This is a genomic window from Quadrisphaera sp. DVD1, assembly GCF_058932755.1.
In genome coordinates, this window is the sequence record NZ_JBZYWI010000005.1 from 15,103 (window position 1) to 36,076 (window position 20,974).

General features: G+C 76.9%; 23 protein-coding genes and 1 tRNA gene. 22 read left to right on the forward strand and 2 right to left on the reverse strand.

Annotated elements, in window-relative coordinates; all coding sequences use genetic code 11:
• The first annotated feature begins 4 nt into the window (after nt 1-4).
• The 8 genes from ald to AC5FZL_RS01235 are packed head-to-tail and all read left to right on the forward strand — an operon-like array spanning nt 5 to nt 6,875.
• A complete protein-coding gene (gene ald / locus AC5FZL_RS01200) occupies nt 5-1,120 on the forward strand; it encodes an alanine dehydrogenase (RefSeq protein WP_493616735.1) in 1,116 nt (371 codons plus the stop codon).
• On the forward strand, nt 1,117-2,145 hold the full coding sequence (locus AC5FZL_RS01205; RefSeq protein WP_493616767.1) for a tyrosine recombinase: 1,029 nt from the start codon (nt 1,117-1,119) through the stop codon (nt 2,143-2,145). The genes ald and AC5FZL_RS01205 overlap by 4 nt, the downstream gene beginning before the upstream one ends.
• 11 nt (nt 2,146-2,156) lie before the next feature.
• Nucleotides 2,157-3,032, forward strand: a complete 876-nt coding sequence (locus AC5FZL_RS01210; protein ID WP_493616736.1) for a ParA family protein — start codon at nt 2,157-2,159, stop codon at nt 3,030-3,032.
• Nucleotides 3,033-3,090: 58 nt separating this feature from the next.
• Entirely contained in the window at nt 3,091-3,879 is a 789-nt protein-coding gene (locus AC5FZL_RS01215) for a segregation and condensation protein A (protein ID WP_493616737.1), read from the forward strand.
• Nucleotides 3,876-4,484 (forward strand): SMC-Scp complex subunit ScpB, encoded by a 609-nt coding sequence (gene scpB, locus AC5FZL_RS01220; RefSeq protein ID WP_493616738.1) that lies wholly within the window; start codon nt 3,876-3,878, stop codon nt 4,482-4,484. The genes AC5FZL_RS01215 and scpB overlap by 4 nt, the downstream gene beginning before the upstream one ends.
• On the forward strand, nt 4,481-5,344 hold the full coding sequence (locus AC5FZL_RS01225; protein WP_493616739.1) for a pseudouridine synthase: 864 nt from the start codon (nt 4,481-4,483) through the stop codon (nt 5,342-5,344). The genes scpB and AC5FZL_RS01225 overlap by 4 nt, the downstream gene beginning before the upstream one ends.
• A complete protein-coding gene (gene aroH, locus AC5FZL_RS01230) occupies nt 5,344-5,706 on the forward strand; it encodes a chorismate mutase (RefSeq protein WP_493616740.1) in 363 nt (120 codons plus the stop codon). Before AC5FZL_RS01225 ends, aroH begins: the two co-directional genes overlap by 1 nt.
• On the forward strand, nt 5,703-6,875 hold the full coding sequence (locus tag AC5FZL_RS01235; protein ID WP_493616741.1) for a prephenate dehydrogenase: 1,173 nt from the start codon (nt 5,703-5,705) through the stop codon (nt 6,873-6,875). The genes aroH and AC5FZL_RS01235 overlap by 4 nt, the downstream gene beginning before the upstream one ends.
• Nucleotides 6,876-6,879: 4 nt before the next feature.
• On the opposite strand, the gene AC5FZL_RS01240 is transcribed toward AC5FZL_RS01235, so the two are convergent.
• Entirely contained in the window at nt 6,880-7,650 is a 771-nt protein-coding gene (locus AC5FZL_RS01240; RefSeq protein ID WP_493616742.1) for an inositol monophosphatase family protein, read from the reverse strand.
• A 107-nt stretch (nt 7,651-7,757) separates the two neighbouring features.
• On the opposite strand from AC5FZL_RS01240, the gene cmk reads away from it, so the two are divergent.
• The 13 genes from cmk to gcvP all read left to right on the forward strand — a co-directional run bounded on the left by cmk (nt 7,758) and on the right by gcvP (nt 19,095).
• Nucleotides 7,758-8,465 (forward strand): (d)CMP kinase, encoded by a 708-nt coding sequence (gene cmk / locus AC5FZL_RS01245; RefSeq protein WP_493616743.1) that lies wholly within the window; start codon nt 7,758-7,760, stop codon nt 8,463-8,465.
• A complete protein-coding gene (der, locus tag AC5FZL_RS01250; protein ID WP_493616744.1) occupies nt 8,462-9,931 on the forward strand; it encodes a ribosome biogenesis GTPase Der in 1,470 nt (489 codons plus the stop codon). Before cmk ends, der begins: the two co-directional genes overlap by 4 nt.
• 88 nt (nt 9,932-10,019) lie before the next feature.
• Nucleotides 10,020-10,093, forward strand: a tRNA-Pro gene (locus tag AC5FZL_RS01255).
• 57 nt (nt 10,094-10,150) lie between these two features.
• Nucleotides 10,151-10,831 (forward strand): cardiolipin synthase ClsA, encoded by a 681-nt coding sequence (clsA, locus tag AC5FZL_RS01260; RefSeq protein WP_493616745.1) that lies wholly within the window; start codon nt 10,151-10,153, stop codon nt 10,829-10,831.
• Complete coding sequence (locus AC5FZL_RS01265) at nt 10,828-11,748, forward strand: DUF881 domain-containing protein (RefSeq protein ID WP_493616746.1); 921 nt, start codon at nt 10,828-10,830, stop codon at nt 11,746-11,748. Before clsA ends, AC5FZL_RS01265 begins: the two co-directional genes overlap by 4 nt.
• Nucleotides 11,745-12,077: a small basic family protein gene (locus AC5FZL_RS01270; protein WP_493616747.1), complete on the forward strand. Its 333-nt coding sequence runs from the start codon at nt 11,745-11,747 to the stop codon at nt 12,075-12,077. Before AC5FZL_RS01265 ends, AC5FZL_RS01270 begins: the two co-directional genes overlap by 4 nt.
• The gene (locus tag AC5FZL_RS01275) at nt 12,074-13,075 is read left to right on the forward strand and encodes a DUF881 domain-containing protein (RefSeq protein ID WP_493616748.1); all 1,002 of its coding nucleotides are present in this window, start codon (nt 12,074-12,076) and stop codon (nt 13,073-13,075) included. The genes AC5FZL_RS01270 and AC5FZL_RS01275 overlap by 4 nt, the downstream gene beginning before the upstream one ends.
• A 14-nt stretch (nt 13,076-13,089) precedes the next feature.
• Nucleotides 13,090-13,479, forward strand: a complete 390-nt coding sequence (gene gcvH / locus AC5FZL_RS01280; RefSeq protein ID WP_493616749.1) for a glycine cleavage system protein GcvH — start codon at nt 13,090-13,092, stop codon at nt 13,477-13,479.
• A gap of 159 nt (nt 13,480-13,638) precedes the next feature.
• Nucleotides 13,639-14,037: an FHA domain-containing protein gene (locus AC5FZL_RS01285; protein WP_493616768.1), complete on the forward strand. Its 399-nt coding sequence runs from the start codon at nt 13,639-13,641 to the stop codon at nt 14,035-14,037.
• A complete protein-coding gene (gene ftsR / locus AC5FZL_RS01290) occupies nt 14,034-14,819 on the forward strand; it encodes a transcriptional regulator FtsR (protein WP_493616750.1) in 786 nt (261 codons plus the stop codon). The genes AC5FZL_RS01285 and ftsR overlap by 4 nt, the downstream gene beginning before the upstream one ends.
• 38 nt (nt 14,820-14,857) lie before the next feature.
• Nucleotides 14,858-15,361: a bifunctional nuclease family protein gene (locus AC5FZL_RS01295; RefSeq protein WP_493616751.1), complete on the forward strand. Its 504-nt coding sequence runs from the start codon at nt 14,858-14,860 to the stop codon at nt 15,359-15,361.
• Between the two features lie 209 nt (nt 15,362-15,570).
• Nucleotides 15,571-16,146 (forward strand): MerR family transcriptional regulator, encoded by a 576-nt coding sequence (locus AC5FZL_RS01300; protein ID WP_493616752.1) that lies wholly within the window; start codon nt 15,571-15,573, stop codon nt 16,144-16,146.
• Nucleotides 16,147-16,191: 45 nt separating this feature from the next.
• Complete coding sequence (gene gcvP, locus AC5FZL_RS01305; protein WP_493616753.1) at nt 16,192-19,095, forward strand: aminomethyl-transferring glycine dehydrogenase; 2,904 nt, start codon at nt 16,192-16,194, stop codon at nt 19,093-19,095.
• A gap of 10 nt (nt 19,096-19,105) precedes the next feature.
• On the opposite strand, the gene AC5FZL_RS01310 is transcribed toward gcvP, so the two are convergent.
• Complete coding sequence (locus AC5FZL_RS01310) at nt 19,106-19,762, reverse strand: pyridoxamine 5'-phosphate oxidase family protein (protein ID WP_493616755.1); 657 nt, start codon at nt 19,760-19,762, stop codon at nt 19,106-19,108.
• 59 nt (nt 19,763-19,821) lie between these two features.
• Here AC5FZL_RS01310 and AC5FZL_RS01315 point away from each other — a divergent pair, with 59 nt between their 5' ends.
• The gene (locus AC5FZL_RS01315) at nt 19,822-20,964 is read left to right on the forward strand and encodes a serine hydrolase domain-containing protein (RefSeq protein ID WP_493616756.1); all 1,143 of its coding nucleotides are present in this window, start codon (nt 19,822-19,824) and stop codon (nt 20,962-20,964) included.
• Nucleotides 20,965-20,974 lie beyond the last annotated feature (10 nt).

Below are 20,974 nucleotides of genomic sequence, written 5' to 3' on the forward strand. Positions count from 1 at the left end.
CGAGGTGGAGATCGGCGTCCCGCGCGAGGTCAAGAACCAGGAGCACCGCGTGGCGATCACGCCGTCGGGGGTGCACGAGCTCGTCCAGCGCGGCCACCGGGTGCTCGTGCAGGCCGGCGCCGGGCTCGGCTCGGCCGTCCCCGACGCCGACTACGCCGCCGCGGGGGCCGACGTCGTCCCCGACGCCGCCGCCGTCTGGGACCGCGCGGAGCTGCTGCTCAAGGTCAAGGAGCCGGTGCCGGCCGAGCACGCCCTGCTGCGCCGCGGGCAGGTGGTCTTCACCTACCTGCACCTCGCGGCGGACCGCCCGCTCACCGAGGCGCTCGTGGCCTCCGGCGCGACGGCGGTGGCCTACGAGACCGTCACCGGGCCGGGCGGCTCGCTGCCCCTGCTGGCGCCGATGAGCGAGGTGGCCGGGCGCCTGGCCCCGCAGGTCGGGGCCGCGACGCTCCTGCGGGCGGCCGGGGGGCGCGGCGTCCTGCTCGGCGGGGTGCCGGGCGTGCACGCCGGCCGGGTCGTCGTCCTCGGTGCGGGCACCGCCGGGACGAGCGCCGCGCGCATCGCCCTGGGGATGGGCGCGGAGGTGCTCCTGCTCGACCGCGACGCGGAGCGGCTGCGCGCGGCGGACCGGGCCCTGGTGGGCCGGCTCCAGACCGTGGCCAGCAACGCCTACGAGCTCGAGCGCGCCGTGCTGGACGCCGACCTCGTGATCGGCGCGGTGCTGGTGCCCGGCGCGCGCGCCCCCCGCCTCGTCGACAACGACCTGGTCGCCCGGATGCGCCCGGGCAGCGTTCTCGTCGACCTCTCGGTCGACCAGGGCGGCTGCTTCGCCGACACCCGGGCCACCACCCACGACGACCCGACCTACCGGGTGCACGGCTCGCTCTTCTACGCCGTGGCGAACATGCCCGGCGCCGTGCCGCGCACCTCCACCTACGCCCTCACCAACGCGACGCTGCCGCACGTCGTCGCGCTCGCCGAGCACGGCTGGCGAGCGGCGATGGCCGCGGACGCCGGCCTCGCCGCCGGCCTCAACGTCCACGACGGCGCGGTCACCAGCGCCCCGGTGGCCGCGGCGCACGCGCTGGCGCACACCCCGCTCGAGCAGGTCCTGGTCTGAGCGACGCGATCGGGGCCGCCCTGGCCGAGTACCTCGCGCACCTGCGGGTCGAGCGGGGCCTGTCGGCGAACACCCTGGCCGCCTACCGCCGCGACCTGTCCCGCTACGCCGCCTCCCTGCGGGCCGCGGGGCGCTCCGACGTGCGCGAGGTGGTCGAGGACGACGTCTCCGCGCACCTGGTGGCCCTGCGCACCGGCGCCGACGGCGGGGCGCCGCTGAGCGCCTCCTCGGCCGCCCGGGCCGTCGTCGCCGTGCGCGGCTGGCACCGGTTCCTCGCCCTGGAGGGCGCCACGGCGGCCGACCCGGCGGCGGCGGTGCGCCCGCCGCCGACGCCCCGTCGGCTGCCGAAGGCGATCGCCGTCGGCGACGTCGAGCGGCTGCTCGAGGCCGCCTCGAGCGGCGAGCCGCTCACCGCGCTGCGCGACCGGGCCCTGCTGGAGGTGCTCTACGGCACCGGGGCGCGGATCAGCGAGGCCGTGGGGCTCGACCTCGACGACCTCCCGGCACCGGAGGACGAGCCCGGCCGGGCCGCGCTGCTGCGCCTGCGGGGCAAGGGCGGCAAGGAGCGGGTCGTGCCGCTGGGCTCCTACGCAGCCGAGGCGCTGGCGGCCTACCTCGTGCGCGCGCGGCCCGCGCTGGCCCGCGCCGGCGCCCGCCCCGGCCCGGCGGTCTTCCTCAACACCCGCGGGGCGCGCCTGTCGCGCCAGAGCGCCTGGGCGGTGCTGCGCTCGGCCGCCACCCGCGCCGGCGTGGGGAGCGAGGCGGCGCCCGTCTCGCCGCACACCCTGCGCCACTCCTTCGCCACCCACCTGCTCGAGGGCGGGGCGGACGTGCGGGTGGTGCAGGAGCTGCTGGGCCACGCGAGCGTGACCACCACGCAGGTCTACACGCTGGTCACCGCCGACACCCTGCGGGAGGTCTACGCGGCCGCCCACCCGCGGGCCCTGGAGCCGCGGGCGGGCGCCGGTGCAGGACACGGTGCGGGAGGGCGCGGCGACCCGCCTCCCGGGGCGTCGCTGGGGTAGTCTCGGCGCTCATGACGAGCGACCTGCAGGCGCGTGCCGACCTGGGCCTGCTGGGCCCCACGGGTCGCCCGCTCGTCCCCTTCCCGGTGCCCCCGCCGCTGGAGAGCCACGGCCCCGCCCGCGTCATCGCCATGTGCAACCAGAAGGGCGGCGTGGGCAAGACCACGACGACCATCAACCTGGGCGCGGCGCTGGCCGAGTACGGACGCCGGGTGCTCCTCGTCGACTTCGACCCGCAGGGCGCGCTGTCGGTCGGGCTGGGGATCAACCCCCACGAGCTGGACCGCACGGTCTACACGCTGCTCATGGACCGGCGCACCGACGTCCACGACGTCATCCACCCCACGCGCCTGCCCGGCGTCGACGTGCTCCCCGCGAACATCGACCTGTCGGCCGCGGAGGTGCAGCTCGTGAGCGAGGTCGCCCGCGAGCAGGCGCTCGGCCGGGGGCTGCGCCCGGCGATGGACGACTACGACGTGATCATCGTCGACTGCCAGCCCTCCCTCGGGCTGCTCACGGTGAACGCGCTGACCGCCGCCCACGGCGTGATGATCCCGCTGGAGTGCGAGTTCTTCGCGCTGCGCGGCGTCGCGCTGCTGGTCGAGACGATCGAGAAGGTGCAGGACCGCCTCAACCCGGCGCTGCAGGTCGACGGCATCCTCGCGACGATGTACGACGGCCGCACGCTGCACAGCAAGGAGGTCGTGGCCCGCGTGGTCGAGGCCTTCGGCGACCAGGTCTTCGACACGGTGATCTCCCGCACGGTGAAGTTCCCCGACGCCTCGGTGGCGGCGGAGCCGATCACCACCTACGCCCCCGCGCACGCCGGCGCCGAGGCCTACCGGCAGCTGGCCCGCGAGCTGGTCCACCGCGGTGGCGCTGCCTGAGCCTCGGCCCAGCGCGGCGCGCGCCGCGGGCGGGGTGCCGCGCGAGGTGCCGGGAGGCGTGCTCACCTCCCGCGACGCCCCCTCCTTCGACGTCCACCTCGAGGTCTACACGGGGCCGTTCGACCTGCTGCTGGGCCTGATCGCCAAGCGGCGCCTCGACGTCACCGAGGTGGCCCTCGCCCAGGTCACCGACGAGTTCGTCGCCCACCTGCGCCGTGGTCTCAGGGTCGGCGCCGAGGCCACCGCCGGCGGCGACGACTCCTGGCACCTGGGACAGGCGACGGGCTTCCTCGTGGTCGCCGCCACGCTGCTCGACCTCAAGGCCGCGCGCCTGCTCCCCTCGGGGGAGGTGGACGACGAGGAGGACCTCGCGCTGCTCGAGGCCCGCGACCTGCTCTTCGCCCGGCTGCTGCAGCACCGCGCCTACACCGAGGTCGCCGCCGTGATGGCGCAGCAGATGGCCGCGCAGGCCCGCTCGGTGCCGCGCGCGGTGCCCCTGGAGCCCGAGGTCGCCGCGGCCCTGCCCGAGCTCGTCCTCACCACGACCCCGGCCGAGCTGGCGGCCCTGGCGCTGGCCGCGCTCGCCCCGCGCCGCCTGCCCGCCCCGGTGGCCACCGAGCACCTGCACGCCCCGGCGGTGAGCGTGCCCGAGCAGGTCGAGCTGCTCTCCGCCCGCCTGGCCGCCGCCGGGGCCGCCGCCTTCGCCGAGCTCACCCTCGACGCGGAGACCCCCGCCGTCGTCGTCGGCCGCTTCCTCGCCGTCCTCGAGCTGTACCGCCGCGGGCTCGTCGACCTGGTCCAGGACTCCCCGCTGGAGGGCCTGGCCGTGCGGTGGCTGGCCGCGTGAGCGAGCCGGACGACGAGCGCACCGCCGGCCCGGACCTCGAGGCGCTGCCCGGCGGCGTCCGCGCCGCCCTGGAGGCGGTGCTCATGGTCGCCGACGCCCCGGTGCCGGCCGAGCGCCTGGCCGAGGTCCTCGACCTGGACGCCGCACGGGTCGAGGAGCTGCTGGCCGAGCTGGCGCAGGAGCACCGGGCGGCCGCCCGCGGCTTCGAGCTGCGCCGGGTCGCGGGCGGGTGGCGGGTCTACAGCCGCGCGGACCTGGCCCCGGTGGTCCAGCGCTTCGTCACCGACGGCGCCAGCGCCCGGCTCAGCCGCGCCGCGCTGGAGACCCTGGCGGTGATCGCCTACCGCCAGCCGGTCAGCCGGGGGCGGGTCGCGGCGGTGCGCGGGGTGGCCGTGGACTCCGTCGTGCGCACCCTCGCGGCGCGCGGGCTGATCGAGGAGGCGGGGGCCGAGGAGGGCTCCGGAGCCCTCCTGTACCGCACCACCGACGCGTTCTTGGAGAGGATGGGGCTGCGCAGCCTCGCGGAGCTCCCTCCGCTGGCCCCGTTCCTGCCCTCCGACTCCGAGCTCGACGACCTCGACGACCTGATGGGACCCACCCGATGACCCCGCAGCACCCCGCCGACCGACAGCGCCCGCCGCAGCGCCAGCGCCCCGGCGCGCCGGCCACCCCGCCGCGCGACGTCCACGACCCCGACGGCGTCCGGCTGCAGAAGGTGCTCGCCTCCGCCGGCCTGGGCTCGCGGCGCGCCTGCGAGATCCTCATCGAGGCCGGCCGCGTGCGGGTGGACGGCGAGGTCGTCCGCGAGCTCGGCGTCCGCGTCGACCCCGAGACCGCCGCGATCGAGGTCGACGGGCTGCTCCTGCAGCTCGACACCTCCAAGGTGTACTTCGCCTTCAACAAGCCCCGCGGCGTCGTGTCGACGATGAGCGACCCCGAGGGCCGGCGCAGCCTGGCCGACTACGTGGGCGACCGCCACGAGCGCCTCTTCCACGTCGGGCGCCTGGACGTCGACACCGAGGGCCTGCTGATCCTCACCAACGACGGCGACCTGGCCCACCGGCTGCAGCACCCCTCCTTCGAGGTGGCCAAGACCTACCTGGCCGAGGTGCCCGGCCCGGTCGCGCGCGACGTCGGCAAGCGCCTGCGGGAGGGGGTCGAGCTCGAGGACGGCCCGGTCACGGCCGACTCCTTCCGCCTGATCGACTCCGTGCCCGGGCGGGCCGTGGTCGAGGTCGTCGTCCACGAGGGCCGCAAGCACGTCGTGCGCCGGATGCTCGAGGAGGTCGGCCTGCCCGTGCAGCGCCTGGTCCGCATGCAGCTGGGGCCGGTCGTCCTCGGCGACCTCAAGCCGGGCAAGCTGCGCGCCCTCTCCCGCGAGGAGCTGGGCCTGCTGCGCACCGAGGGGTCCCTGCGGCGCAACCGCGCGCCCCGGCCCGCCCAGCGCCCGGGACGGAGCGGCTGATGGCGCTGCGCGCGGTGCGCGGCGCCGTCCAGCTCGACGTCGACGAGCGCGAGCACCTGCTCGCCTCCACGCGCGAGCTCGTCACGGCCGTGATGGAGGCCAACGACCTCTCGGTCGACGACCTGGTGAACATGGTCTTCACCTGCACCCCGGACCTGCACAGCGAGTTCCCCGCCGTGGCCGCCCGCGAGCTGGGGATGGGCGACGTGCCGCTCATGTGCAGCGTCGAGGTCGACGTCGCGGGCGCGATGCCGCGCGTGGTGCGGCTCATGGCGCTCGTGCAGACGGAGGCTCCGCGCGCCCGGGTGCAGCACGTCTACCTGCGCGGCGCCGCGGCCCTGCGCCGGGACATCGCCCAGTGAGCACCGCCCAGGCGTCCGGGGGCGCGCTGGCGCCGGTGCGCACCCGCGGGCCGGTGCGGGTCGTCGGCACCGGGCTGCTCGGCACCAGCGCCGGCCTGGCCCTGAGCGCGCGGGGGGTCGACGTGGTGCTCTCCGACCCGTCCCCGTCCGCGGCGGCCCTGGCCCGCGACCTCGGCGCCGGCCGCCTGCCCCGCGAGGGCGACGCCGAGCCGACGCTCGTGGTGGTGGCCGCGCCGCCCGACGTCACCGCCGCCGTGGTGGCCGCGGAGCTGGCGGCCTGGCCGCGGGCCGTGGTCACCGACGTCGCCAGCGTCAAGCGCACCGTGCTCGCGCAGCTCGTGGCCGCGCGCGCGGACCTGACCCGCTTCGTCGGCGGGCACCCGATGGCCGGGCGCGAGCGCTCCGGCGCCGTCGCCGGCCGCGGGGACCTCTTCGAGGGGCGCCCCTGGGTGCTCTGCCCGGCGCCGGCCACCACCCCGGCGGCGCTCGCGGCCGTGCGCGACCTCGCCGACGACCTCGGCGCCGCGCCGCTGGTGATGGACGCCGCCGAGCACGACGAGGCCGTGGCGCTCGTCTCCCACCTGCCCCAGGTGGCCGCCAGCCTGGTCGCGGGACGGCTGCGCTCGGCCTCGGAGGGGGCGGTGGCCCTCGCCGGCCAGGGCCTGCGCGACGTCACCCGGATCGCGGCCTCCGACCCCGCCCTGTGGGTGCAGGTGCTGGGCGCCAACGCGGCCCCGGTGGCCGCGGCGCTGCGGGCCGTGCGTGCCGACCTCGACGGCGTCCTCACGGCGCTGGAGCAGCTGGCCGGGGAGGACCTCGGTGACGCCGGCGGCGCGCCGGCCCCCTCCTCCGGCCCGCGGACCACCGGCGCGCGCGCCGCCCTGGCCCGGGTGATCGCCGACGGCGGGGAGGGGCGGGCGAGGATCCCGGGCAAGCACGGCAGCGCCCCGACCGCCTACGCCGTGGTGCCGGTGCTCGTGCCGGACGCCCCGGGCGAGCTGGGCCGCCTGCTCGCCGAGGTCGGCGAGGCGGGGGTCAACCTCGAGGAGCTGCGCCTGGAGCACTCCCCGGGCCGCCCCGTCGGGGTGGCCGAGATCGCGGTGCTGCCGGCGGCGCGGGCCAGGCTCGAGGAGGCGCTGCGCGCACGGGGCTGGCGCGTCCAGGCCTGAGCGCTCAGGAGCGGGGGACCAGCTCCAGCAGCGCCGCGTGGGCGCCGGCGGTGGCGACCACGAGGCCGGCCGAGGCGCCGTTCCAGGGGCCGCCGTCGAGGTCGGTGACGGTGCCGCCGGCCTCGGCCACGAGCAGGGCGGGGCCGTGCAGGTCCCGCCGGTCGCCGCGCAGGCGCACGGTGCCGGTCACCCGCCCGTCGGCCACCTGCGCCACCTCGGCGGCGGAGGACTCCACGATCTTGGGCAGCCAGCCGGCGCCGGCCACCGCCGCGACGAGGGAGGCGGGAGCGCGCACGATGCCGCCGGCCTCGACCTCGGTGGCCGGCAGGGACAGCACCTCGCCGTCGCGGCGGGCGCCGTGCCCGCGCGCGGCCGTGTAGAGCACGCCGCCGGTCCACACGGCCACGAGCTCGGCCTCGTCCCCGCGCCAGGCCGAGAGCACGACGGACCACGGGCCGAGGCGGCGCGCGAAGTTCAGGGTGCCGTCGACCGGGTCCACCACCCAGGTGCGCCCGCTGCGGCTGGGCCGGTCGACCTCCTCCTCGCCGACCAGGCCGTCCTCGGGGAAGCGCTCGGCCAGCGCGGCGTCCACGGCGCGCTCGAGGTCGAGGTCGACCTGGGTGACCACCGACCCGGTCAGGGCCTCGGCGGGCTTGCGCTGCTCGCGCACGCCCGCCTGCCGCTGCGCGGCCTCCTGCCCGCACCGGGAGACCAGGTCACCGGCGAAGGCGAGGGCGTCCAGCAGGTCGGTCGTGCTCTGCACGGCATCGGTCACGGACCACGACCCTAGCCAGGGCGGCCCCGCGCGGCCCGCGGGAGGCGCGGGGGTGCGGGGACGGGCACTACCCTCGGGGGATCCCCGCCCTGCTCTGGAGGTTCCTCGTGCCCGTGTCCCACCCCGGTCCTGTCGTCGCCGTCGACGGCCCGTCGGGCTCGGGAAAGTCCACCGTCTCGCGCACCGTCGCCGCCCGCCTGGGCCTGGCCTACCTCGACACCGGGGCCATGTACCGGGCCGTCACCTGGTGGTGCCTGGACCAGGGCGTCGACCTCGCCGACAGCGCCGCCGTCGCCGACGCCGCCACCGCGCTGGACCTGCGGATGGGCACCGACCCGGCGGCGCCCGGCGTCGCGGTGGGCGCCACCGACGTCACCGCGGCGGTGCGCGAGAGCCGGATCTCCGCGGCGGTCAGCGCCGTGGCCACCAACCTGGCGGTGCGCGCGGAGCTCCAGCGGCGCCAGCGCGAGCTGATCGCCGCGGCGGCCCAGGACCGCGGGGTCGTCGCCGAGGGCCGCGACATCACCACGGTCGTCGCCCCCGACGCCGACGTGCGCGTGCTGCTCACCGCCAGCGAGGACGCCCGGCTCGCGCGCCGGGCCGCCGAGCTGCACGGGCGCACCGACGCCGGCGCCGTCGAGGCCACCCGCGACGAGGTGGTGCGCCGCGACCGCGACGACTCCACCGTGTCCACCTTCCACACCGCCGCCGACGGCGTCGTCACGCTGGACTCCTCCGCCCTGTCCCTGGAGGAGACCGTCGAGGCGCTGCTGTCCCTGGTCAGCGCGGCCCTGCCAGTCGGAGACCGAGCATGAGCGAGCCCACCGCCCCCGACCAGCGCCCCGACGAGCAGGTCGACCCCACCCGCGCGCTGCGCGCCGGGCTGGAGGAGTACGACCTCAGCCCCGAGGACCTCGCGGTCCTCTCCGGCGAGCCCGGCGCCGCCGACGGCGGCGGGCTGGGCCCGCTGCCGGTGGTGGCCATCGTCGGGCGGCCCAACGTCGGCAAGTCCACCCTGGTCAACCGGGTCCTGGGCCGCCGCGAGGCCGTCGTCCAGGACGTGCCCGGGGTGACGCGCGACCGCGTCAGCTACACCACCGAGTGGGCCGGGCGCCCCTTCACCGTCGTCGACACCGGCGGCTGGGAGGTCGACGTGCACGGCCTCGACGCGCGGGTCGCGGAGCAGGCCGAGATCGCCATCGACCTCGCGGACGCCGTGGTCTTCGTCGTCGACGCCTCGGTGGGCGCCACCGCCACCGACGAGGCCGTCGTGCGGCTGCTGCGCCGCTCCGGCAAGCCGGTGGTCCTGGCCGCGAACAAGGTCGACGACGCCCGCACCGAGGCCGACGCGGCGTCGCTGTGGTCCCTCGGCCTGGGCGAGCCGCACCCGGTCTCGGCCCTGCACGGGCGCGGCTCCGGCGACCTGCTGGACGCCGTCCTCGCCGCCCTGCCGACCATGCCGGCGCAGGGGGAGATGCCCTCGAGCACCGGCCCCCGCCGCGTGGCGCTGCTGGGCCGGCCGAACGTCGGCAAGTCGAGCATGCTCAACAAGCTGGCGGGCTCGGAGCGGGTCGTCGTCCACCCCACCGCGGGCACCACCCGCGACCCGGTCGACGAGCTCATCGAGCTCGGCGGGCGCACCTGGCGGTTCGTCGACACGGCGGGCATCCGGCGGCGCGTGCACCAGACCTCCGGCGCGGACTTCTACGCCTCGCTGCGCACCCAGGCCGCCCTGGAGCGGGCGGAGGTGGCGGTCGTCCTCGTCGAGGCCAACGAGCGGATCTCCGAGCAGGACACCCGGATCATCACGCAGGTGATCGAGTCCGGCCGCGCGCTGGTGATCGCCTACAACAAGTGGGACCTCACCGACGAGGAGCGCCGCTACTACCTCGAGCGCGAGATCGAGCAGGACCTCGTGCAGGTGCAGTGGGCGCCGCGGGTCAACGTCTCCGCGCAGACCGGGCGCCACCTGGAGAAGCTCGTGCCCGCACTGGACCTCGCGCTGGCCTCGTGGGAGCAGCGGATCTCCACCGGGCGGCTGAACTCCTTCCTCGGCGAGGTCGTCGCGGCGCACCCGCACCCGCTGCGCGGGGGCAAGCAGCCGCGGATCCTCTTCGGCACCCAGGCCTCCACGCAGCCCCCGCGGTTCGTGCTCTTCGCCTCCGGCTTCCTCGAGGCCGGCTACCGCCGCTTCCTCGAGCGGCGCCTGCGCGAGGAGTTCGGCTTCGCCGGGTCCCCGATCGAGGTCTCGGTGCGGGTGCGCGAGAAGCGCCGTCGCTGACCGCTCGTGCGGGCGCCCCGCCCGGCGGCGCACCCGGCTCCACGGGCCCCGGTCGGTAGGCTAGGGTTCATCGTGCCCGCAAGGGCTCCGGGACGTGGCGCAGCTTGGTAGCGCACTTGACTGGGGGTCAAGGGGTCGTGGGTTCGAATCCCGCCGTCCCGACTCGACGCTGAGCGGTGGTGGCGGCGGTCCGCAAGGGCCGCCGCCACCAGCGCGCGGATGAGCCTCGAGCGGGGGAGGACCGTGGCGCAGACCGGCCTGAGCGACCGCATCCTCACCGTCCCCAACGCCCTCAGCGTCCTGCGCCTGCTGCTGGTGCCGGTGTTCGCCTGGCTCATCGTCGCCGAGCACGACGGGTGGGCGCTGGTCGTCCTCGCCGCCGCCAGCCTCAGCGACTACCTCGACGGCCACCTCGCCCGCCGGTGGCACCAGGAGACCCGCGCCGGGCGGGTCCTGGACCCGGCTGCGGACCGCCTCTACATCTTCGCCACCCTGCTGGGCCTGGCCTGGCGCGACCTCGTGCCGTGGTGGGTGGTGGCGGTCATCGTCGCCCGCGACGTCGTCCTGCTCGCCACGCTGCCCTCGCTCACCCGCGCCGGCTACGGCCCGCTGCCGGTGCACTACCTCGGCAAGGCCGCGACGTTCTGCCTGCTCTACGCGTTCCCGCTCATCCTCCTCGGCGAGCTCGGCGGCGGGGTGGGCGAGGTCGCCCGACCGCTGGGCTGGGCGTTCGCCTGGTGGGGCACGGGGCTGTACTGGTGGGCGGGGCTGCTGTACCTGCGCCAGGTCGCGGAGGTGCTGCGCGCCAGCAGGGCTCCCGCGGTGGTGCAGGGTCCGGCGCAGCACCCCGGCGCGCGCCCGGGGGCGCGGTCGGCGGCCGGCGGGGCCGGAGCCCCGTGAGCGCCTCCGCACCCGCCCGCCCGACCAGCACGACCCGCCCCGACGCCTCGATGACGCTGCTCCGCGAGGTCGTGGAGCGCCCCCTCGACCCCGGCTACGCCGCCGCCGCGCAGCGCCGGGCCCGGGAGGCCGCCGCCGGCCAGGAGCCGCCGCACCGGCTGCGCTCGCGCGCCGCGGCGCTGACCGGCGTCCTCGCCGTCCTCGCCGGGCTCGTCCTCGTCTCCGCCGTCGTGCAGCTGCGGGTGCCGGTGCAGGCCGCCGACCGCGACGCGCTCGTGGAGCGGATCGAGGCGCGCACCGCGGAGGCCGACCGGGCCGCCGCCCGGGCCGTCGCGCTGCGCGAGGAGGTCCAGGCGGTGCAGGACGACGTCCTGGCCGGCGACCCCGGTGCGCCCGAGGCCGGCCCGGCCCTCCTCGTCCCCTCCGGCGCCACGGCGGTGACCGGCGCGGGGATCGTGCTGACCCTCAGCGACGCCCCGCGCCCCGAGCGGGGCCTCGACGACGCGTCCGCGGACTCCGAGGGCCACTCGGTGATCTACCTCGACGTGCAGGTGGCCGCCAACGGCCTCTGGGCGGCCGGCGCCGAGGCGATCGCGATCAACGGGCAGCGGCTGACCTCGCGCACGGCGATCCGCAACGCCGGCAGCGCGATCCTCGTCAACTTCCGCCCGCTGACCCCGCCGTACCGGATCGAGGCCGTGGGCCAGCCCAACGCCCTGGCGACGGAGTTCGCGGTGAGCCCGGCCCTGCGCTACCTCACCGAGGCCCAGCGCGAGGCCGGGATCGGGGTGTCCGTCGACTCCGCCGAGGAGCTCTCGCTCCCGCCGGAGGACGTGCAGCAGCTCTACTACGCCGAGCCCCTGGTCGAGTCCGAGGCCGGACCCGCCACCGACCCCACCCCGGAGGACTCCCCGTGATCGCCGCGCTCGGCCTGCTGGTCGGCATCGTGCTGGGCCTGCTGCTCGACCCCACGGTGCCGCCGTGGCTGCAGCCCTACCTGCCGATCGCCGTCGTCGCCGCCCTGGACGCCGTCTTCGGCGGCCTGCGGGCGCTGCTCGACGGCCTCTTCGACGAGCGCGTCTTCGTCGTCTCGTTCCTGTCCAACGTCGTCGTCGCCGGGCTCATCGTCTTCCTGGGCGACCAGCTCGGGGTGGGCAACCAGCTGTCCACGGGCGTGGTGGTCGTGCTCGGGATCCGGATCTTCTCGAACGTGGCGGCGATCCGGCGCCACGTCTTCAAGGCATGAGCAGCGGCGCGAGCGGCGCGTCGCCGGAGAAGACCCCGCTGGAGAAGACCCCGCCGGAGAAGGCCCCGCTGGAGAAGACCCCGCCGGAGAGGACGCAGTCGGAGAAGACCACCCCGAAGAAGGCCCCGCGCAAGGGGGCGCCCGCGAAGGCCGCGGTCGCGGGCGCTGCGCCCGCGGAGGCCGTCCCCGCGAAGGCCGCGCCGGTCGAGGCGCCGCCGGTGGAGCCGCGACCCGCACCGGGGGAGGCCGTGCCCCCGGCCGCCCCGCTGACGGGGCGCCAGCGGCTGTGGGCCTCCCTGGCCCCCCGCCGCACCCGGGCGCAGCTGCTGGCCGGGCTGCTGTGCCTGCTCCTGGGCCTGGCGGTGGTGGTGCAGGTGCGCTCGAACGACGAGGAGGACCTGTCCTCGCTGCGCCAGTCGGACCTCGTCGGCCTCCTCGACGACGCCAGCGACCGCTCCGACCGCCTCGAGCGGGAGATCGCCGACCTCGAGCGCACCCGCGAGGAGCTGCTGAGCTCGGGCGACCAGCGCGCCGCGGCCCGCGACCTGGCCCAGGAGCGGGTGGACGTGCTGGGCGTGCTGGCGGGCACCACGGCGGCGACCGGTCCGGGCATCCGCCTCGTGGTCTCCGGGCCCGGCGTCGACGACCTGGTCCTGCTGAGCGCGGTGCAGGAGCTGCGCGACGCCGGCGCTGAGGCGATCCAGGTCGACGACGTCCGCGTGGTCGCCGAGACGGCGTTCGTCGACGGCCCGGACGACGTCGTGGAGGTGGACGGGGAGCCGCTGGAGGCCCCGTACACGTTCCTGGCGATCGGCGACCCGCAGACCCTGTCCTCGGCGATGGACTTCCCCGGCGGGGTGGCCCCGACGGTGCGCCTGCGCGGCGGGAACGCCGTGGTCGAGCAGCTCGACGAGGTGCAGGTCACAGCGTTGCGGGCGCCGAGCGAGCCTCAGTACGCTCGGTCGGTCGCTCCGTCCTCCGATTCCACCAGCCCGTGAGGGGTCCTTGGCCCATGCCCGAGTTCGAGCACCCCGACGACCTGCGGTACACGGCGGAGCACGAGTGGGTGCGCACCGGCGAGGACGGCACCGTGCGGGTGGGGATCACCGCGTACGCGCAGGGCGAGCTGGGTGACGTCGTCTACGTCTCGCTGCCGGCCGTCGGCGACCGCGTCGTGGCGGGCACCTCCTGCGGGGAGGTGGAGTCGACCAAGAGCGTCAGCGACCTCTACGCCCCCCTCGACGGGGTGGTGACGGCGTGCAACGAGCACCTCGAGGGGAGCCCGGAGCTCGTCAACTCCGACCCCTACGGCGAGGGCTGGCTGCTGGACCTGCGGCCCGACGACCCCTCGGCCACCGCGTCGCTGCTCGACGCCGCGACCTACCGCGCCCAGGTCGGATGATCCGGTTCCCGGCGTGATCCAGACCGTTAGGGTGGGTAGTGCCCGGGCCGAGCGCCGCCGACCGGGGCGAGCACCGGAGGAGGAGGGCCTGTGAGCGAGAACGTGGACCCGGGGGCCGCCGGGCCCCGCCCGCGCGACGTCAGCGGTGCGGACACCACGATGTCCTTCCCCGCCGTCTCGGTGCCCGGGCACGAGGCCGAGACCGAGTCGGGCCTGAGCACCGACCAGCAGCGCAGCGTCGACGCGCTGCCGGAGGGGTCGGCCCTGCTCGTCGTCCAGCGGGGCCCCAACGCCGGGGCGCGCTTCCTGCTCGACGCCGACCGCACCACGGCGGGCCGGGAGCCGAGCAGCGACATCTTCCTCGACGACGTCACGGTCTCCCGGCGCCACGCGGAGTTCGTCCGCGACGGCGACGCCTTCCGGGTGCGCGACGTGGGCAGCCTCAACGGCACCTACGTCAACCGCGACCGGGTGGACGACGTCCCGCTGGCCGCCGGCGACGAGGTCCAGATCGGCAAGTACCGGCTGACCTACCACCCGTACCGGTCGCAGCGGTGAGCCCGGCCGGCGCTCTGGGGCACGAGCCGGTGCGCCGAGCCGGCTCGTCGTCCCTGCTGACCATCGGCGAGGTGCTCGCGGAGCTCCAGCCGGAGTTCCCCGACGTCTCCCACTCCAAGATCCGCTTCCTGGAGGACCGGGGCCTGGTCTCCCCGCAGCGCACGCCCAGCGGCTACCGCAAGTTCAGCCCCGCGGACGTCGACCGGCTGCGCTTCGTCCTGTCCCTGCAGCGCGACCGCTACCTGCCGCTGCGGGTCATCGGGGCCTACCTGGCCGCCGTCGACCGCGGGGCCGAGCCCCCGGTGCTGCCCGGTGGGCCGGTGCGCCCGCCCCGCCGCCTGGACGGCCTCGGCGGGCCGGCGGCTCCCGGTCCGGTGGCCGAGGAGGGCCCGGAGCCCGCGCCGGACTCACCGCCCGGGCGCGCCACCCGCGCCGACCTCGTCGCCGCCGCGGGCGGGGACGCCGGCCTGGTCGAGGCGCTGGAGGACCACGGCCTGCTGGTCCGCAGCGATGCCGGCAGCTACTCCGCCGAGGCCGCCGACGTCGTGCGCAGCGCGCGCGACCTCGCCGCCCACGGCATCGAGCCGCGGCACCTGCGCGTGCTGCGCACCGCGGCCGAGCGCGAGGCCGCGCTCGTGGAGCAGGTGGTCAGCCCGCTGCGCCGCCAGCAGCGCGCCGGTTCCGGCGCCCGGGCCGAGGAGGTCGGCCGCGAGATCGCCAGCACGCTCCTGCGCCTTCACGCCTCGGTGCTGCGCACGGCCCTGGAGGGCCCCGGGGCCTGAGCCCGCGGCGGCGACCCGGGCGGACTACCGTGGGAGCCGTGCGAGAGCTCGATGTCGTCGGTGTCCGGGTGGAGATGCCCTCCAACAACCCCATCGTCCTGCTGCGCGAGCGGGGCGGTGACCGCTTCCTGCCGATCTGGATCGGCGCGCCGGAGGCCAGCGCCATCGCCTTCGCCCAGCAGGGCGTGGTGCCCCCGCGCCCGCTGACCCACGACCTGCTCAAGGACGTGCTGACCGCCGTGGGCCGCACGCTGGTCGAGGTCCGCATCGTCTCCGTGCAGGACAACGTGTTCTTCGCCGAGCTGGTCCTCGACGGCGGCACCACCGTCAGCGCGCGCTCCTCGGACGCCATCGCCCTGGCGCTGCGGGTGCAGTGCCCGATCCTCGTCGCCGAGGACGTCCTCGACGCCGGGGGGATGCCGGTGCCGGAGGAGGACGAGGACGAGGTGGAGAAGTTCCGCGAGTTCCTCGACCAGGTCAGCGCCGAGGACTTCGAGGCGCCCGGCGGCCCGGACGAGGCTCCTGACGCCGACCGCAGCTGACCGGCCGGGCCCTCGCCATCTCACCTTGAGGTCGAGGGTGAGACACGCCAGGGCGACACGCCGGTGTTACTGGTGTGGCTGTCGTTGACTGTGCCCCCCACGGGCGCCTACCTTCGACCCAGACGTCCTGATCCGGTGATGCAGGCGGCGCGGGCCCGGGAGGGCGCGCGCGGCGGTCGGCCCCGGCAGGCGGTGAGACGGAGGTACCAGTGAGCGGCACCGGCGAGAGCGGGGGACCCCGCGGCTCCGCTGCGGCGGCGCGCGGGCCGCTGTTCTCCACCGAGGACCGCCCCGTGCTGGAGGAGGAGGTCGGCTACCGCGGCCCCACGGCCTGCGGCGCAGCCGGCATCACCTACCGCCAGCTGGACTACTGGGCCCGCACCGGCCTGGTCGAGCCGAGCGTGCGCCCGGCGTCCGGCTCCGGTTCGCAGCGACTCTACGGCTTCCGCGACATCCTCGTGCTGAAAGTCGTCAAGCGGCTGCTGGACACCGGCGTCTCGCTGCAGCAGATCCGCACCGCGGTCGTGCACCTGCGCGAGCGGGGCGTGGAGGACCTGGCGAAGATCACCCTCATGAGCGACGGCGCGAGCGTGTACGAGTGCACCTCCGCCGACGAGGTCGTCGACCTCGTCCAGGGCGGCCAGGGCGTCTTCGGCATCGCCGTCGGCCGGGTCTGGCGCGAGGTCGAGGGCAGCCTCGCCGCGCTGCCGGGCGAGCGGGTCTCCGGGGGCGCCGAGGTGCCCGACGAGCTCGCCGCGCGCCGCGCCGCCCGCCGCACGGGCTGAGCCCGCCGCTCCCCGCTCGGGCGCTGCGCCTGAGAGGCTGGCGCCGTGGACGAGTCCCGCTTCGCCGCCACCCACATCGGCCCCGACGCCGAGGGGGTCCAGCACATGCTGGACCGCCTCGGCGTCGCGTCGTTGGAGGCCCTCGTCGAGGCCGCCGTGCCGGCCGCGATCCGCGACACGGCGCCGCTGCGCCTGCCGCCGGCCGCGGGGGAGGCGGAGGTCACCGCGGCCCTGCGCGCCCTGGCGTCGGCCAACACCGTCCGCCGCCCGATGATCGGCCTGGGCTACTCCGGCACCCGCACCCCGCCGGTGGTGCGGCGCAACGTGCTCGAGTCGCCGTCCTGGTACACCGCCTACACCCCGTACCAGCCGGAGATCAGCCAGGGCCGCCTGGAGGCGCTGCTGAACTTCCAGACCGCGGTGGCCGACCTGTCCGGGATGGCGGTGGCCGGGGCCTCGATGCTCGACGAGCCGACCGCGGCCGCCGAGGCGGTGGCGCTGATGCGCCGGGCCTCGCGGGCGCCGTCCGGGCCGTCCGGGCCGTCCGGGCCGTCCGCGCCTCCCGGGCCGGCCGGCGAGCGGGCCGCCGCCCTCGTCGTCGACGCCGACGTGCTGCCCCAGACCCTGGCCGTCGTGCGCACCCGCGCCGAGGCGGTCGGCGTCCCGGTGGTGCTCGCCGACCTGTCGGCGGACCCCGGGGCCGCCCTCGACGCGGCGCTGGACGGGGGCGGGGTCTTCGGGGTGCTCGTGCAGCAGCCGGGCGCCAGCGGCGCGCTGCACGACGTGGCCGCCGTGGTGGTGGCCGCCCGCGCCCGGGGCGCGCTGGTCACCGTGGCCGCCGACCTGCTGGCCGCGGCGCTGGTGCGCAGCCCCGGCGACGAGGGCGCGGACGTCGCGGTGGGCTCCACGCAGCGGCTGGGGGTGCCGATGGGCGGCGGCGGCCCGCACGCGGGGTACCTCGCGGTGCGCGCCGGCCTGGAGCGCCAGCTGCCCGGGCGCCTGGTGGGGGTCTCGGTCGACGCCGACGGCGCCCCGGCCTACCGCCTCGCCCTGCAGACCCGCGAGCAGCACATCCGCCGCGACCGGGCGACGTCCAACATCTGCACCGCCCAGGTGCTGCTGGCGGTGGTCGCGGGGATGTACTGCGTCGTCCACGGCCCGGACGGGCTGCGCGAGATCGCGCAGCGCACCCACGCCCGCGCCGCCGCGCTGGCCGCCGCGCTGACCGCGGCGGGGCTCGAGGTCGTGCACCGGGCGTTCTTCGACACCGTGCAGGTGCGCGTGCCCGGGCGCGCGGACGCGGTGGTGGCCGCCGCCTCCGACGCCGGGTACTGGCTGCGGCGCGTCGACGCCGACGCGGTGGGGATCGCCTGCGACGAGACGACCACCGAGGCCGACGTCGAGGCGGTGCTCACGGCCGTGCTGGCGGCGGTCACCGGCGCACGACCGGACGCCGTCCCCGAGGCCGCCAGCGCCGTCCCGGACGCGCTGGTGCGCACCAGCGCCTACCTGACCCACCCGGTCTTCAGCGCCCACCGCTCCGAGACCGCGGTGCTGCGCTACCTGCGGCGGCTGGCCGACGCCGACTACGCCCTGGACCGCGGGATGATCCCGCTCGGCTCGTGCACGATGAAGCTCAACGCCACCGTGGAGATGGAGCCGGTGTCCTGGCCCGCCTTCGCCGACCTGCACCCCTTCGCCCCGGCCGCCGACGGCGCCGGCACCGCAGCGCTGGTGGCCGACCTGGAGGGGATGCTCGCCGAGGTCACCGGGTACGCGGCGGTCTCCGTGCAGCCCAACGCGGGCTCCCAGGGCGAGCTCGCGAGGCTGCTGGCGATCCGCGCCTGGCACCGCTCGCGCGGCCAGGAGGCGCGCACGGTGTGCCTGGTGCCGGCCAGCGCGCACGGCACCAACGCGGCCAGCGCCGTCCTGGCCGGGCTGCGGGTGGTCGCGGTGGCCACCGGCGACGACGGCGCCGTGGACCTGGCCGACCTGCGGGCGAAGGTCGACGCCCACCGCGACGACCTCGCGGCGATCATGGTGACCTGCCCCTCCACCCACGGGGTGTACGAGGAGACGATCACCGAGGTCTGCGCGCTCGTGCACGCCGCCGGGGGCCAGGTCTACGTCGACGGCGCCAACCTCAACGCCCTCGTGGGCCTGGCGCGCCCGGGCCGGTTCGGCGCCGACGTCTCCCACCTGAACCTGCACAAGACCTTCTGCATCCCCCACGGCGGGGGCGGGCCCGGCGTCGGGCCCGTGGCCGTGGCCGAGCACCTCGTGCCGTTCCTGCCCGGGCGCGGGGTCGTCGGCCCGGTCTCCGGCGCGCCGCACGGGTCGGCGGGGATCCTGCCGGTCCCGTGGACCTACCTGCGCCTCATGGGCCCGGAGGGGCTGCGCCGGGCCACGCAGGTGGCGGTGCTCAGCGCCAACTACGTCGCCGCCCGCCTGGGCGAGCACTACCCGGTGCTCTACACCGGTGCGCACGGCCTGGTCGCGCACGAGTGCGTGCTCGACCTGCGTCCGCTGACCCGGGCGACCGGCGTCACCGTGGACGACGTGGCCAAGCGGCTGGTCGACCACGGGTTCCACGCCCCGACCGTCTCCTTCCCCGTGGCCGGCACCCTCATGGTCGAGCCGACCGAGAGCGAGGACCTCGCCGAGCTGGACCGCTTCTGCGACGCGATGGTGGCGATCCGGGTGGAGATCGACCAGGTCGCCGCCGGGGCGTGGCCCCTGGAGGACTCGCCGCTGCGCCAGGCGCCGCACACGGCCGCGATGCTCGCCGGCGCGTGGGACCACCCGTACACGCGCGCCGAGGCCGTCTACCCCGCCGGCGCGGACCCCCGGGGCAAGTACTGGCCGCCGGTGCGCCGCATCGACGGCGCCTTCGGCGACCGGAACCTCGTGTGCTCCTGCCCGCCGGTCAGCGAGCTCGCGGAGGCCTGAGCGCGCGCCGTCAGGTGCTGGCGGCGCGCTCCCAGACGCTGGCCGGCACCGGCACCCCCGCGGGGACGTCGGCGGCCGGCACCGGCTCGCCGGCGCGGGTGGTCAGGGGCAGGACGCCGGCCCACACCGCGCGGTCCTCCCCGTCGTCGGGAGCGCTGCTGGGGTCGCCGCGGCGCACCTTCACGCTGGCCTCGGCCAGCGGCAGCGCCAGGACGGCGGTGGCGGCGAGCTCCTTGGCGGTGGGCTCGCGCACCTCCGCCCACCGCCCGGGCATGAGGTGCTCCGACAGCGCCCGCAGGCCCTCCAGCGCCTCGGCGCCCTCCAGCACCCGGGCGGTGCCCAGGACCATGGCGCTGCGGTAGTTCATCGAGCTGTCGGCGACCGAGCGGGCGTAGACGACGCCGTCGAGCAGGGTCACGGTGGCGGTCAGCGGTGCACCGGCGGCGGCCGCGCGCAGGAGCCCGCCGCCGGTGGAGCCGTGCAGGAGCAGCTCCTCGCCGCGGCGGGCGCAGGCCAGGGGCAGCACGACGGGGACCCCGTCGCGCACCACGGCGACGTGCGCCACGAGCGCGGCGTCGAGCAGCGCGTGCAGCGCGGCGCGGTCGGTGACCTGGCGCTGGGGCCGGCGGGTCAGACGGGTGCGGTCGGTGACGGGCAGCGTGCTCACGGCGCCGAGCCTGCCGGTCCGACGCTCCCGTGAACAGCCGTGCCACCATCGCCCGACCGGTGACGGCTCCACCCCAGGAGGTCGAGGTGCGCCCGAGGACGCCGACCGCCTGCGGCCTCGCGCTGGTGCTCGCGCTCGCGGCCTGCTCGCCGGCGTCGCCGAGCAGACCCACGGCGTCGGCGACGGGGAGCGCCGAGGACCTCCGCACCCGCAGCGACGCCCTGCTCGAGCGCCGGCTGGCCCCGGCCGAGCCCGGCTGCTCCGCGGCCGTCGGGATCGAGGGCGACGTGGTCTGGGCCGGCGCCCGCGGGACGGCGGACCTGACCACCGGGCGGGCGCTGACCCCGAGCACCACCTTCGACATCGCCTCGGTGTCCAAGCAGTTCACCGCGACCACCGTGCTGCTGCTCGCCCAGGACGGCCGGCTCGCGCTGGACGACCCGCTGGCGCAGTGGGTGCCGGGGCTGCCGCCGTGGGCCGAGCGGGTCACCCTCGACCACCTGCTGCACCACACCAGTGGCATCCCGGACTACCTCGACCTGTTCGCGGCGTCCGGCGTGCAGGTCACCGACCGCACCACCCAGCAGCAGGCCGTCGCGGCCATCGCGGCGGTGACCGCGCTCCCCGGAGAGGTGGGGGAGCGCTCGTCCTACTCGAACTCCAACTACGTGCTGCTCGCGGAGGTGGTGGCGGCCGCGGCCGGGGCCCCGCTGCCCGAGGTGGCCAGCGCCAGGGTGTTCGCCCCGCTGGCCCTGGACATGGTCATCGACCCCTGGGGCGCGCACCCGGAGAACACCGGCACCACGTCCGCGCGCGGCTACCGGCGCGACCCCGCCACCGGAGCCGCGGTGCCGGCCGGGAGCCGCTTCGAGCAGGTGGGCGACGGGTCGGTGCAGACCACGCCCTCGGAGCTGGTGCGCTGGGCCGACACCTACCGCGAGCCCCGTCTGGGCGGGGCGGAGCTGCTGGAGGAGCAGCTGCGCACGCCGGGCACCGCCGACCGGGGCGCTGACGGCTACGCCGCCGGGATCGTCGTGGGCCCCGACGGGCACCTGGAGCACCGCGGGGCCTGGGCGGGGTTCTCCACCACCTTCGCCGTCACGGCCGACCGCCGCACCGCGGTGGCCGTCTCCTGCAACAGCGAGGACAGCGCCCGCTCGATGGACCCGATCGCCCAGGGGCTGCTCGCCGCGTGGACGTGACGGCGCACCG

Coding starts and splice junctions, on each gene's coding strand:
- AC5FZL_RS01225 (WP_493616739.1), top strand. CDS start 4,481: ATGACCCCGCAGCACCCCGCCGACCGACAGCGCCCGCCGCAGCGCCAG.
- aroH (WP_493616740.1), top strand. CDS start 5,344: ATGGCGCTGCGCGCGGTGCGCGGCGCCGTCCAGCTCGACGTCGACGAG.
- der (WP_493616744.1), top strand. CDS start 8,462: ATGAGCGAGCCCACCGCCCCCGACCAGCGCCCCGACGAGCAGGTCGAC.
- clsA (WP_493616745.1), top strand. CDS start 10,151: ATGAGCCTCGAGCGGGGGAGGACCGTGGCGCAGACCGGCCTGAGCGAC.
- AC5FZL_RS01285 (WP_493616768.1), top strand. CDS start 13,639: ATGTCCTTCCCCGCCGTCTCGGTGCCCGGGCACGAGGCCGAGACCGAG.
- AC5FZL_RS01210 (WP_493616736.1), top strand. CDS start 2,157: ATGACGAGCGACCTGCAGGCGCGTGCCGACCTGGGCCTGCTGGGCCCC.
- gcvH (WP_493616749.1), top strand. CDS start 13,090: ATGCCCGAGTTCGAGCACCCCGACGACCTGCGGTACACGGCGGAGCAC.
- AC5FZL_RS01275 (WP_493616748.1), top strand. CDS start 12,074: ATGAGCAGCGGCGCGAGCGGCGCGTCGCCGGAGAAGACCCCGCTGGAG.